The sequence below is a fragment of the Cupriavidus sp. Agwp_2 genome, assembly GCF_040784895.1.
Lineage (GTDB): Bacteria > Pseudomonadota > Gammaproteobacteria > Burkholderiales > Burkholderiaceae > Cupriavidus.
In genome coordinates, this window is record NZ_CP088083.1 from 3,750,620 (window position 1) to 3,763,549 (window position 12,930).

The 12,930-nt window shown below is 67.4% G+C and carries 12 protein-coding genes; 5 read left to right on the forward strand and 7 right to left on the reverse strand.

Translation table 11 applies throughout. The features are described from left to right. Window positions 1-4: 4 nt before the first annotated feature. From rsmB to def, 4 genes are all read right to left on the reverse strand, one after another. Window positions 5-1,429 (reverse strand): 16S rRNA (cytosine(967)-C(5))-methyltransferase RsmB, encoded by a 1,425-nt coding sequence (gene rsmB, locus LPA45_RS17540; RefSeq protein WP_116320061.1) that lies wholly within the window; start codon window positions 1,427-1,429, stop codon window positions 5-7. Between the two features lie 180 nt (window positions 1,430-1,609). Then, window positions 1,610-2,470, reverse strand: a complete 861-nt coding sequence (htpX, locus tag LPA45_RS17545) for a zinc metalloprotease HtpX (protein WP_116320153.1) — start codon at window positions 2,468-2,470, stop codon at window positions 1,610-1,612. A gap of 210 nt (window positions 2,471-2,680) precedes the next feature. Further along, the gene (fmt, locus tag LPA45_RS17550; RefSeq protein ID WP_367394688.1) at window positions 2,681-3,694 is read right to left on the reverse strand and encodes a methionyl-tRNA formyltransferase; all 1,014 of its coding nucleotides are present in this window, start codon (window positions 3,692-3,694) and stop codon (window positions 2,681-2,683) included. Between the two features lie 159 nt (window positions 3,695-3,853). Continuing rightward, the gene (gene def / locus LPA45_RS17555) at window positions 3,854-4,360 is read right to left on the reverse strand and encodes a peptide deformylase (RefSeq protein WP_116320063.1); all 507 of its coding nucleotides are present in this window, start codon (window positions 4,358-4,360) and stop codon (window positions 3,854-3,856) included. Between the two features lie 161 nt (window positions 4,361-4,521). Here def and LPA45_RS17560 point away from each other — a divergent pair, with 161 nt between their 5' ends. From LPA45_RS17560 to LPA45_RS17575, 4 genes are all read left to right on the forward strand, one after another. Continuing rightward, complete coding sequence (locus LPA45_RS17560; RefSeq protein WP_116320064.1) at window positions 4,522-5,691, forward strand: LysM peptidoglycan-binding domain-containing protein; 1,170 nt, start codon at window positions 4,522-4,524, stop codon at window positions 5,689-5,691. Between the two features lie 49 nt (window positions 5,692-5,740). Further along, on the forward strand, window positions 5,741-6,895 hold the full coding sequence (dprA, locus tag LPA45_RS17565; protein ID WP_367395033.1) for a DNA-processing protein DprA: 1,155 nt from the start codon (window positions 5,741-5,743) through the stop codon (window positions 6,893-6,895). A gap of 93 nt (window positions 6,896-6,988) precedes the next feature. Then, entirely contained in the window at window positions 6,989-7,393 is a 405-nt protein-coding gene (locus LPA45_RS17570; RefSeq protein ID WP_116320155.1) for a thioredoxin family protein, read from the forward strand. A 147-nt stretch (window positions 7,394-7,540) separates the two neighbouring features. Next, entirely contained in the window at window positions 7,541-10,231 is a 2,691-nt protein-coding gene (locus tag LPA45_RS17575) for a DNA topoisomerase III (RefSeq protein WP_367394689.1), read from the forward strand. 96 nt (window positions 10,232-10,327) lie between these two features. Here the strand turns inward: LPA45_RS17575 and LPA45_RS17580 are convergent, their stop codons facing one another. Continuing rightward, on the reverse strand, window positions 10,328-11,269 hold the full coding sequence (locus tag LPA45_RS17580) for a LysR family transcriptional regulator (RefSeq protein WP_116320066.1): 942 nt from the start codon (window positions 11,267-11,269) through the stop codon (window positions 10,328-10,330). A 198-nt stretch (window positions 11,270-11,467) separates the two neighbouring features. Here LPA45_RS17580 and LPA45_RS17585 point away from each other — a divergent pair, with 198 nt between their 5' ends. After that, window positions 11,468-11,758: a hypothetical protein gene (locus LPA45_RS17585; protein ID WP_116320067.1), complete on the forward strand. Its 291-nt coding sequence runs from the start codon at window positions 11,468-11,470 to the stop codon at window positions 11,756-11,758. A 296-nt stretch (window positions 11,759-12,054) separates the two neighbouring features. On the opposite strand, the gene LPA45_RS17590 is transcribed toward LPA45_RS17585, so the two are convergent. Together LPA45_RS17590 and LPA45_RS17595 are read right to left on the reverse strand one after the other, a co-directional pair. After that, the gene (locus tag LPA45_RS17590; RefSeq protein WP_116320068.1) at window positions 12,055-12,507 is read right to left on the reverse strand and encodes a hypothetical protein; all 453 of its coding nucleotides are present in this window, start codon (window positions 12,505-12,507) and stop codon (window positions 12,055-12,057) included. A gap of 224 nt (window positions 12,508-12,731) precedes the next feature. Then, entirely contained in the window at window positions 12,732-12,926 is a 195-nt protein-coding gene (locus LPA45_RS17595) for a YbdD/YjiX family protein (protein WP_012354346.1), read from the reverse strand. Between the last annotated feature and the right edge of the window lie 4 nt (window positions 12,927-12,930).

Genomic DNA, 12,930 nt, shown 5'->3' on the forward strand with positions numbered 1-12,930 from the left:
CAGATCAGGCGCGCTTCTGGAAGCGGGCGTAGTAGAAGCCATCGTGATCCGATGGCAGGCTGGCATTGCCGGCATCCTTTTCACCTTGTTCACCGGCCGCGGGCGTTGTCGTACGGGTGCCGGGCAGCAGCTGCCCCGGCGCCTCCAATCGTATCGCATCTGCCAGTTGTGCACCAAACCAGCGCGCCTGCTCCTCGCCTTCCGTTGGGAAAATAGAACACGTGACGTAGACCAGGATGCCGCCCGGCCTGAGCAGCGGCCACAGCTGCGACACGATGCGGCGCTGCTCGGTGATCAGCTTGGCGATATCGGTTTCGCGCCGCAGCCAGCGGATATCGGGATGGCGCCGCACGATGCCCGAGGCCGAGCATGGCACGTCGGCCAGGATGCGGTCGAAGGGCTGGCCGTCCCACCAGTCGGCGGGCCGGCTGGCATCACCCACCACGATGCGGGCCTGCTTGCCGAGGCGCGCCAGGTTTTCGTTGATGCGGGTGGCGCGTTGCGGGTCGCTTTCGACCGCGGTCACGTCGATGTCGGCAAGCTCCAGCAGGTGGCCGGTCTTGCCGCCGGGCGCTGCGCAGGCATCGAGCACGCGCATGCCGTCGGCCACCTCCAGCAGCGGCGCGGCCAGCTGCGCGCCGGCATCCTGCACCGACACCACGCCTTCGGCAAAGCCCGGCAATTGCGTCACCGGCACCGCGCGCACCAGGCGCACGGCCTGCGGGCCAACCACGGCGCCGGCCAGGCCGGCATTGGCCAGGTCGGTCTGGTATTGCTTCACGCTGACCCGCGCGGTGTTGACGCGCAGCGTCATCGGCGGGCGCACGTTGACGCTCGCGGCGAGGTCGGTCCACTGCTCGGGGTACGCCTCGCGCAGCATGCGCAGCCACCACGGCGGCAGGTTCCAGCGTGCCTGTTCGTCACGGTTGACCTCGGCCAGCAGCGCCTTGCGCTCGCGCAGGAAACGGCGCAGCACCGCGTTGACCAGGCCGCGCGCATGCGCGGTCTTGGGTTCCGAGGCGGCCGCGCCGACCGCCTGGTCGACCACCGTGAAGGTGCTGTAGCCGGCGCGGCCGGGCGCGCCTTGCGCCGTGTCCTGGCCGTCCTTGTCAGCCTTGTCCTGCCGCTGGCCCGGTGCCTGTTCCAGCAGCAGCGCCAGCGCCACCGCCAGCAGCGAGTCCACCTGCGCGCCAGGCGGGCGCGTGACCAGCTTGGTCACCAGCGCGCGCGCGGTGCCGAACTGGCGCATGGTGCGGTAGGCAATGTCCTGCAGCGCGCCGCGCGTGGCGGCATCGCGCACGCGGTCCAGGCGCAGCTGCGCCGAGGCGTCCTCGATTGCCTGCGGCAAGGCGGTGCCTTCGCTGACGGCACGTACCGCGGCGGCGGCGCCAAGCATCTGGAAGGCAAGCGAATCGGGAGGCAGGCGCATATCGGTCAGGCAGCGGGTGAGGCAGCAGGTAAGTCGTGAATCGGTGGGCAGCCGGGCATGGGTAAGAAAAAAAAGCCCGCTGGTCCATGTGGAAACCAGCGGGCAGTTTACCTTGTGCGAGGGGCCGGCACCGGATTTGCGGCCGCGACGGCTCCCCGACGGCGGCCAGCGCCCGCCTGGTCAGGCGGGATAGGTCCCGGTCTGCGCCATCTGCATCAGGCGCGCGATGCGTTCCTCGGTCGCCGGGTGGGTCGAGAACAGGTTGGCGATGGCGCCGCCCGAGAGCGGGTTCATGATCATCATCTGCGCCGTGGCCGGGTGCTCCTCGGCCGCCTGGAACGGGATGCCCTGCGCATAGCGATGGATCTTGTCCAGCGCGCTGGCCAGCGCCTGCGGGTCGCCGCTGATCTCGGCGCCGCCACGGTCAGCCTCGAATTCACGCGCGCGCGAGATCGCCATCTGGATCAGCGAGGCTGCCAGCGGCGCCAGGATCGCCACCGCGATGCTGGCGATGGGGTTGCTGCGGTTGCCATTCTCGTCGCGGCCGCCGAAGAACATCGCCATGTTGGCCAGCGCCGAGATGGCACCGGCCATGGTCGCGGCGATAGTCGAGGTCAGGATGTCGCGGTGGCGCACGTGCGCCAGCTCATGCGCCATCACGCCGCGCAGCTCGCGCTCGGACAGCACGCGCAGGATACCGGTGGTCGCCGCCACGGCGGCGTGTTCCGGGTTGCGGCCGGTGGCAAAGGCGTTCGGCGCGTCTTCGTTGATCAGGTAGACGCGTGGCATCGGCAGGCTGGCGCGCTGCGCCAGCTCCTGCACCATGCCGTAGAACTGTGGCGCGGTACTGGCGTCGACTTCCTGCGCGTTGTACATGCGCAGGACCATCTTGTCCGAGAACCAGTAGGAAAAGAAGTTCATGCCGAGCGCGAGCAGCAGCGCCATCATCATGCCGCTGCGTCCGCCGATCATGCCGCCGATGACGATGAACAGCGCCGTGATGGCCGCCATCAGCATGAAGGTCTTGACCCAGTTGAACATTGCGGTGATCTCCATGTAGTGGACCGCGCCTGCCGCTGCAAGACTTTGCAAAACATGCCGGCGCGATGACCGTTAGATAGGGGCCAACACCAGAAAATTCAACCGCTTGCGGGCGAAAGGGACCCGTGCCGGTCCCCTGTCTCCGCGTCATGGCGCATGGCGCACACTGCATGTGCACGCCGCGCTGATTCCGCCCGCGGGTACCACCGATTATGCCTGCGGCGCCCCGTTGCCGGGTACCGCGCAGCGCGTTCCGGGGGGCAGCGGCATGGCCTGCAGGAACTGCTGCGCCGGCTGGCGGCGCCCGCCCGGCTTTTGCAGCTCGGTGACCTGCAGGGCGCTGCCGTCGCCGCAGGCGATGAGGATGCCGCCGGCATCGGCCGCCAGCACCGTGCCGGGCGGGTGCGGCAGGCTGCTGGCCGCCGCCAACGGCAGCGCCTGCCAGCACTTGATGACGGTATCGCCGACCTGCACGGTGGCGCCGGGGAACGGGTTGAAGGCGCGCACCTGGCTGGCGAGCGCGGTGGCCGGGCGGCGCAGGTCCAGCGGCGCCTCGTCCTTGGCGATCTTCTCGGCGTAGGTGACGCCGGCTTCGGGCTGCTTCGTCGCCGCCAGCGCGCGGCCCGCGGCCAGTTCCTGCAGCGCCGCGACGGTCATGCGCGCGCCCAGCGCGGCCAGCTTGTCGTGCAGCGTGCCAGTGGTGTCGTCGGCGCCGATCGGCACGGCCTCGCGCGTGAGCATGTCGCCGGTGTCCAGGCCCTCGTCCATCTGCATCAGCGTGATGCCGGTCTCGGCATCGCCGGCCTCGATGGCGCGGTGGATCGGCGCCGCACCGCGCCAGCGCGGCAGCAGCGAGCCGTGGATGTTGAGGCAGCCCAGGCGCGGCAGCTCCAGTACCTCGACCGGCAGGATCAGGCCGTAGGCGGCCACCACCATCACATCGGGGGCGATCTCCGCCAGCGTATCCACGGCCGCGGCGGCCTCTTCCGGATACTTGCCTTGCCGGCGCAGCGACCGGGGCTGCAGCACCGGGCCGATCCCGTTGGCCACCGCGTACTGCTTGACCGGGCTCGCCTGCAGCTGCATGCCGCGGCCCGCAGGCCGGTCCGGCTGCGTCAGCACGGCCACCACGGGAAAGCCGGCGGCGTGGATGGCTTCAAGCGCGACGCGCGCGAACTCGGGCGTGCCGGCAAAGGCGACACGCAGGGGTTTGGCTTGGGACATGGCAGGTTCCGAGGTGAATACGGGCTGAAAGCGCAACCGGCCGCTATCGCGGCCGGTACGTTTGTTCTTCGGAAGTCATAAAGATAACAGACCCCGCGCACGTGTCGAGTGCAGGAGGCGGATTCCGCCGTGCTGTTACATCTTCGCGCGGACGCCGCCTTACATGCGGGTGCGCTCGCGCTTCTGCAGCTTGCTCTTGATGCGGTTCAGCTTGAGCGGCGACAGGTACTCGACGAAGACCTTGCCGCGCAGGTGGTCGATCTCGTGCTGGATGCACACAGCCAGCAGGTCGTCGGCGTCCAGCTCGAAAGTCTCGCCCTTTTCGTTGAGCGCGCGCACGCGCACGCGGTCGGGGCGCTCGACGCGGTCATAGACCTCCGGCACCGACAGGCAGCCCTCTTCCCACACCTTGCGGTTGTCGCTGGCCCAGACGATCTCCGGATTGATGAAGACCTGGAGCTGGTCGCGCGTTTCGGACACGTCGATCACCACCACCTGCTCATGGACGTTCACCTGCGTAGCGGCCAGGCCGATGCCGGGCGCTTCGTACATGGTCTCGGCCATGTCCTTCACCAGCTGGCGGATGCGGTCGTCCACTGCCGCGACGGGTTTCGCGACGGTGTGCAGGCGGGGATCGGGGTAAGTCAGGATGTCGAGTTTTGCCATGATGCTAGGGCGCAACGCCCGCTTGAGCGCGCGACCCGGCCGCGTTGCGGCGTCGGGTATTTACATGCAGAATCGGGGCGCCAGTACAAAAAATCAAGGCGCGCCGAAGCAGGCACGCTCTCCAGGGTCAATCCGGCCGTACCACCGGCCGGTTCAGGAAAATGCGCGATCTTACCAAAGAACACCAGGCGGCGTCGGGCCGCAGGCTGCACGCGTTCACCCTTACATTGCTGAGTGCCGCCGGCATCACTGCTGCGGCAAGCCTGCCCGTGCGGGCCGCTGACCTGACGGTCACGGCGGCGCAGCAGGCCGAGGCCCAGCGCACTGCCCGGCAGGGTATCCCGATCGCCGATCTCGCCCCCAATGCGCCCTCGCAGTACACCGTGCGCAACGGCGATACGCTGTGGGGCATTTCCGGCCGGTACCTGCGCCAGCCGTGGCGCTGGCCCGAGCTGTGGGGCATGAATCAGCAGCAGATCCGCAACCCGCACCTGATTTACCCCGGGCAGATCCTGTACCTGATCCAGCGCGACGGCCGCGCCTGGCTGTCGACCACCCCCGCCGGCAACGGGACCGTGCAGCTGTCGCCGCGCATGCGTGGCGGCGACGCGGACGGGGCCGCCATCCTCAGCATTTCCGCCAGCGATATCGAGCCGTTCCTGATTCGCCCGCTGGTGGTCGATGAGGGCACGCTGGCAACGTCGGCACGGATCGTCGCGGTGCCCGAATCGCGCGTGTACCTGGGCCGCGACGACAGCGCCTACGCGCGCGGCATTGCCGCCGATGCGCCGGCCGGCAGCGACTGGCAGGCCTATCGGCCAGTCACGCCGGTGCGCGATCCGGTCACCAACGCCGTGCTCGGCTATGAGGCCGAATACGAAGGCAATGCCCGCCTGGCGCGCGGCGCGCAGGGTCCCGACGCGGTTTCCACGCTGCAGGTCACGCAGGCCCAGCAAGAGATGGGCGTGGGCACACTGCTGATGCCGCAGCCGGCGCGCGAAGCGGTGCGCTACGTGCCGCACGCGCCCGATGCGGAGGTCGACGGCCGCGTTGCCAAGGTCTATGGCGGCGTCGAATTCGGCGGTGCCAAGCAGGTGGTGGTGCTCAACGTCGGCAGCAAGGCCGGGCTCGAGCCCGGGCAAGTGCTGGCGCTGTCGCGCGCCGGCGAGACCGTGCACGACCGGACCGATCAGAACCGCAGCATCCGCCTGCCCGACGAGCGCTACGGGCTCGCCTTTGTCTTCCGTGTGTTCCCCGGCGTTGCATACGCGCTGGTGACCGACGCCTCCAACGTGATCGCGGTCGGCGACCGCGCCACCTCGCCGCGCTGAGCCGGCCTTGGCGGATGGCGTGAAGGCCTTGCTCCTGGCTGGCGCAAGGCTGGACAACTCGGGGCAGGGCAACCCGCGGCAGGACACCGCGCGCGAGCCCGCGGACGTGCTCGCATGGCTGCGGCTGGCCAATGCGCCGGGCGTCGGCCCGGTGGCCGCGCAGCGCCTGCTGGCGGCGTTCGGCCTGCCACAGCAGGTGCTGGCGCAAAGCGTGGCAGCGCTGTCGTCGGTGGTGCCGGCCAAGCTGGCGCGCGCCGTGCTGGCTGCCCCCGGCGCCGCGGTGTCGGCGCTGGCCGAACGAACGCTGCGCTGGCTCGACACGCCCGGCAACCACGTCGTCACGCTCGCTGACGACGCCTATCCGCGGCGCTTGTTCGACCTGGCCGATCCGCCGTTGCTGTTATATATCCAGGGCGATCCCGCCATGCTGGCTCGCCCCGCCGTGGCCATCGTCGGCGCGCGCTCGGCCACCGTGCAGGGCACGCGCGACGCGCTGGCGTTCGGGCGCGCCCTGTCCGAGTCAGGGCTGACGGTGGTGTCGGGCCTGGCGCTGGGCATCGACGCGGCGGCCCATACGGGCGGCCTGCGCGGCTGCGGCGGCACCGTGGCGGTGACCGGCACCGGGGCGGACCGCGTCTATCCCGCCGGGAACCTTTCATTGGCACGCGAAGTGGCGCAGCGCGGCGCTATCGTCACCGAGTTCCCGCTCGGCATGCGCGGGCTGGCGGCCAATTTCCCCCGGCGCAACCGCATCATCGCCGCGCTCGCGCGCGGCGTGCTGGTGGTCGAGGCGGCAGCGCGCTCGGGCTCGCTGATCACGGCGCGGCTGGCGGCGGAGCTTGGGCGCGAGGTGTTCGCGATCCCAGGCTCGATCCACGCGCCGCTGTCGCATGGTTGCCACATGCTGATCGGCCAGGGGGCGAAGCTGGTGGAGTCGGTCGGGGACGTGCTCGACGAACTTGGCCTCCCCGCCCTACCCCGGGGCGCGGCGGCCCCGGACCACCACGATGTCACCGGCACGGCCCGATTTTCAGAACCGGCTGCTACCCTGTTGCCGGCACTCGGCTACGATCCGGTTACGCTGGACGCGCTGTGCGAGCGCAGCGGCCAGCCCCCGGAGTTGGTCGCGGCGCGCCTGCTCGAGCTGGAACTGGCCGGCGTGGCCGAACGTCTACCGGGAAACCTGTTCCGGCGCCTCGGCTGAGCCAGGCTTGGTGCCGCAAGAGAGGGGTGCAGTCCCGATACCGCTACAATCGCCGGCGTCCGCATGCTGCGGGCGCCTCATGATTCCGATGCCATGACCGTTTACTTTCCCGAGCGTGACGCCGCCGCCATAGCCGAATGCCTGGCGGCGCGGCCACAGGGCCGCCTGGTGGCATGCCTGTGCGCGCAATGGTGCGGTACCTGCCGGGATTACCTGAAGGCGCTGGCGGCGCTGGCCGGGCGCCATCCGCAGGATTGTTTCGTCTGGATCGATATCGAGACCCATGCCGACGCGCTTGGCGATATCGACATCGAGAACTTCCCGACGCTGCTGGTACAGCCGGCGTCGGGCGGCGCGCCGCAGTTCTATGGCACGCTGCTGCCGCACATCGAGGTGCTGGAACGCATGCTGACGCGTGGTGGCGCGATGCCGGCGAGCGCCGAAGAAATGCCGCAGGTGCTGGACTGGTTACTTGCCGGAGGCCGCGGCGCCGCCTAGGCGGTGCAGGCGACGACGATGGGGCTTGCTTGCACCGTCGTTGAAACCGCGCTTATTATTGGCGCCTCAAAGCCTCCCGGCGTTCTGATTACTACGTTTGCAGTGCAATAGCGGGTTGCCGGAAGCGGCTCGCAAGGACCCTTTCCCATGTCAAAAGCCCTCATCATCGCGGAAAAGCCGTCGGTCGCGGCGGATATCGCCCGTGCCCTCGGGGGGTTTACCAAGCACGACGAGTATTTCGAGAGCGACGAATACGTGCTGTCTTCGGCAGTTGGCCACCTGGTCGAGATTGCCGCCCCGGACGAATACGAGGTCAAGCGCGGCAAATGGAGCTTTGCCAACCTGCCGGTGATCCCGCCGCATTTTGACCTGCGCCCGATCGCCAAGACCGAGTCGCGCCTGAAGGTGCTGAACCGCCTGATCAAGCGCAAGGACGTGACCGGGCTGATCAACGCCTGCGACGCGGGGCGCGAAGGTGAACTGATCTTCCGCCTGATCGCGCAGCAGGCCAAGGCCAAACAGCCGATCCGCCGCCTGTGGCTGCAGTCGATGACGCCGCAGGCCATCCGCGATGGCTTTGCCAGCCTGCGCGAGGACGAGGACATGCTGCCGCTGGCTGACGCCGCGCGCTGCCGCTCGGAGGCCGACTGGCTGGTCGGCATCAACGGCACGCGCGCCATGACCGCCTTCAACAGCAAGGGCGGCGGCTTCTTCCTGACCACCGTGGGCCGCGTGCAGACGCCGACGCTGTCGATCGTGGTCGAGCGCGAAGAGAAGATCAAGCACTTCGTCCCGCGCGACTACTGGGAAGTGCACGCCGAGTTCATCGCCGCCGCCGGCCTGTATGAAGGCCGCTGGTTCGATCCCAAGTTCAAGAAGAGCGAGTTCGATCCCGAGGCGCGCGAGTCGCGACTGTGGAGCGAGGCCGAGGCCAAGAGCATCGTTGCCGCCTGCCGCGACAAGCCGGGCACCGTCACCGAGGAATCCAAGCCTTCGACGCAGCAGTCGCCGGCGCTGTTCGACCTGACCACGCTGCAGCGCGAGGCCAACTCGCGCTTCGGCTTCTCGGCCAAGAACACGCTGGGCCTGGCACAGGCGCTGTATGAGAAGCACAAGGTACTGACCTATCCGCGTACCGACGCGCGCGCGCTGCCAGAGGACTACCTGGACACGGTCAAGCAGACCATGGACATGCTGGCCGACAGCTCGCCCAACTACCTGCCGCACGCCAAGAAGATCCTGGCGCAGGGCTGGGTCAAGCCGAACAAGAAGATCTTCGACAACAGCAAGATCAGCGACCACTTCGCCATCATCCCGACGCTGCAGGCGCCCAAGAACCTGTCCGAGCCAGAGCAGAAGCTGTACGACCTGGTGGTGCGCCGCTTCCTGGCGGTGTTCTTCCCGGCGGCCGAGTTCCAGGTCACGACCCGCATCACCGAAGTTGCCGGCCACCACTTCAAGACCGAAGGCAAGGTGCTGGTCAACCCGGGCTGGCTGGTGATCTATGGCCGCGAGGCGCAGGGCGACAAGGACGCCGCCAACCTGGTGCCGGTGGCCAAGGACGAGAAGGTCAAGACCGACAAGGTCGAGAGCGTCGGCCTGACCACCAAGCCGCCTGCCCGCTACAACGAAGCGACGCTGCTGTCCGCCATGGAAGGCGCCGGCAAGCTGGTGGACGACGACGCGCTGCGCGAAGCCATGGCCGGCAAGGGCCTGGGCACGCCAGCGACGCGCGCGGCCATCATCGAAGGCCTGCTGACTGAAAAGTACCTGGTGCGCGAAGGCCGCGAGCTGATCCCGACCGCCAAGGCATTCCAGCTGATGACGCTGTTGCGCGGCCTGGGCGTGCAGGAACTGACGCAGGCCGAGCTGACCGGCGAGTGGGAACACAAGCTCTCGCAGATCGAACGCGGGCGCCTGAAGCGCGACGAGTTCATGCTCGAGATCGCGCAGATGACGCAGCAGATCGTCAAGCGCGCCAAGGAATACGACAGCGACACCATCCCGGGCGACTACGCCACGCTGGATACGCCGTGCCCGCAGTGCGGCGGCCAGGTCAAGGAAAACTACCGCCGCTTCGCCTGCACCGCGTGCGAATTCTCGATCAGCAAGATCCCGGGCGGACGCCAGTTCGAGATCGAAGAGGTCGAGGAGCTGCTGCTGAAGAAGGAAATTGGTCCGCTGCAGGGCTTCCGCAGCAAGATGGGCCGGCCGTTTGCCGCCATCCTGAAGCTGGGCAAGGACGACGACGGCAATTTCAAGATGGAATTCGACTTCGGCCAGAATGACGACGAGGGCGACGGCGAGCCGGTCGACTTCAGTGGCCAGGAGCCCGTCGGCACCTGCCCGAAGTGCGGCAGCGCGGTGTTCGAGCACGGCATGAAGTACGTCTGCGAGAACAGCGTGGCCAGCCCCAAGAGCTGCGACTTCACCACCGGCAAGATCATCCTGCAGCAGGAAATCAGCCGCGAGCAGATCGGCAAGCTGCTCAACGACGGCAAGACCGACTTGCTGACCGGGTTCAAGTCGTCGCGCACGGGCCGCAACTTCAAGGCGTTCCTGGTCAAGCAGCCGGACGGCAAGATCGGCTTCGAGTTCGAGGCCCGCGAGCCCAAGCCGGGTGCCAAGACCGCGGCCAAGACGGCGTCGCGCGGCGCGGCCAAGGAGGCTGACGCCGAGCCCGCACCGGCACCGGCCAAGTCCGCGGCTACGAAGACGGCGGCTACAAAGACGGCTGCCACGAAAACGGCAGCGAAGAAGACCGCCACCAAGACCGCGGCCAAAAAGGCGCCAGCCAAGAGCGCGGCGCGCAAGACCGCCGTCGAAGCCGGCGAGTAACGTGGTCGAATCGCGGCCGAATCGCGGTAACAGCACGGTAAAAGCAAAGGGGCCCGCAAGGGCCCCTTTTTCAATCCGGCATCGGCCCCTGAGCCCTTATGAGCTGACGCTATGCGCCGCATGCCGCGGCTCGGCGCCCTCTGCCTTCCCCTTCACCTGACCTTCCTCCAGCAGGAAATCGATAAACGCACGGACCTTGGTCGGCAGGAACTTCCGGCTCGGGTAGACCACGCTGACGTCGCGCCGTGGCAGCTGGTACTGCGGCAGCACATGGACCAGCTTGCCCGATTCGATATTCGGCCGGGCCAGGTAGGAAGACAGCATCGCCACGCCCATATTGGCCAGCGCAGCCTGGTGCGCCAGCTCGGCATTGCTGCACAGCAGGCCCGGGCGGATCGGCACGGTCACCTCGCCCTCGGGGCCAAGCAGCGTCCATTCATGTTCGGCGTTGGGCAGCCGCATCGCGATGCAACGGTGGTGGCTCAGCTCGTGCGCATGGCGCATCGGCGCGTGCGCGGCCACGTAGCCGGGCGATGCGCACAGGATCACCTCGGCCGACAGCAGCGGACGCGCCACCAGGTGCGAGCCCAGGCCCAGGTCCGACAGCATCACGGCCACGTCTCGGCCTTCTTCGACGATATCGACGTTGCGGTCTGACAGCAGGACGTCGAACACCACATCCGGATAAAGCTGCTGGAAACGCGACAGGAGTTCAGGCAGCAGGTGCAGGCCGAACATCACCGGCGTCACCAGCCGCAGCGTGCCCGACAGCGACTGGCTGCGCGCGGCGACCACGCTTTCGGCCTCTTCCACGTCCTCGAGGATCTGCTGGCAGCGCTGCAGGTAGGTTTCGCCGGCGTCGGTCAGCGACAGGCTGCGCGTGGTGCGGTTCAGCAGCCGGGTGCCCAGGTGGCTTTCCAGGTCGGCGACGTAGCGGGTGACGACGGCGTTGGACATTTCCAGCTGTTGCGCTGCACGCGCGAAGCTTCCCAGTTCCACCACCTTGGAAAACACACGCATCGATTGCAGGCGATCCATGACATAGTCTCCCGTTTCTGCGCTGAATCCTTACGCGGTCAGGCTGCTTTATTGTTGGAATCAGAACCAATCATTGTGGATCCTGATATTTATTGATATGAGGGAAATGCCTAATATCTAGCCTTCGGATGCCGCAATGCAACAATCATCTTTCGCCGAAGTGCCGGCTGAGGCATCCACGCAATAAAGAAGACCTGAATCATGAAAAACCGCTCCGCCCTGATCGCTGTCGCCACCATCGCCGCCGCCCTGTCGGCCACGCCTGCCTTTGCCAAGGCCGGCAAGTTCGATGTGTTCGCCGACGGTGCCAAGGTGGCCAAGTTCGACGTCTACGCGGACGGCGCCAAGGCCGGCAAGTACGACGTGTTCGCTGACGGTGCCAAGGCTGGCAAGTTCGACACCTACACCGATGGCGCCCGCGCCGGCAAGTTCGACGCCTTTGCCGACGGCGCCAAGTACGACACCGGTACCGATCGCGCGCCGCTGTAAGCGGCCCGTGCCTCCGGGGCCGCCACACAGGCAACAGGGCTCCTGCAAGCGCGATCCGGGGCCGCTCCTCCCCAGAGCGGCCCCTTCTGTTTTTGCCTGGTCTCCAACCGGCTTTGGGAGAGTGCGCGAACGCCTCTTCCGACTTTACTGGAGAAGAAGCCCGCCTCCGGCATGTCCGGCCGCGGGCTTCTTTGTTTCGGGGTGCGGCAGGTCAAGTGCCTTGCCGAACCGATTATGCCTGACCGCGCAAATAAATAACGGGCCCTTGGGGCCCGTTCTTGCTTAACCACCGCAGATCAGTCGTGGTGGTGGTGATGGTGATGCTTGTGCTTCTTGCGCTTGTAGCTGCTCTTGTAATAACGACGGTCATCGTCATACGAGTTGCTGCGCGAGACATTGCCGCCCAGCGCCGCGCCGGCACCGCCGCCCAGGCCGGCGCCGATCAGGCCGCCGGTACGGCCGCCCATGGCGTTGCCCGCTGCGGTACCTGCACCACCGCCCAGCGCGCCGCCGATGATGGCGCCCGTACGCTCGCGGCGGTTGGACGTCACGGCGCCACCTGCGCCGCCACCCACCGCACCACCGATCACTGCGCCGGTGCTACCGCCGAGCGCACCGCCAACTGCGGCACCGGCGACGCCGCCGAGCGCGCCGCCCAGTGCGTTGTTCATGTCGCTCGCGACGGCCGGCAGCGCGCAGGCCGCCAGGGCGAGGGCAATGGTCAGATTGCGAACGGGATGGCGAGTCATATGTTTTGTCCTTTGAATTGCCATGATGTGTCGCAAGTGTAGAGAAGGAGCCCCACCCTTGCTGTAACTACCTGTAAAGCCCTGTAACCCCCCACAGAAACGGCGTAACCGGGCATAAAAACGCGGGGAAAATACAACACTTAACAAAAAGACAGGCGATCAAGTGATCGCCTGTCTGCTTTGTCTGCACCCGGAAACTTGCCCGGATGCCTCTTACGGTGTGCTCAACAGCACTTTCCTTGCCCGCCGCCGTATCGGGCTTCCTGGCGCTCGCGGAAGAATTCTTCGTAGCTCATGGGCGCGCGGTCCGGGTGGGTGCTCTCCATGTGCGCCACATAGGTCTGGTAGTCGGGCAGGCCGACCATCAGCCGCAGCGACTGCCCGAGATAGCGCCCCATCGTACCCAGTTGTTCCAGCATGGCG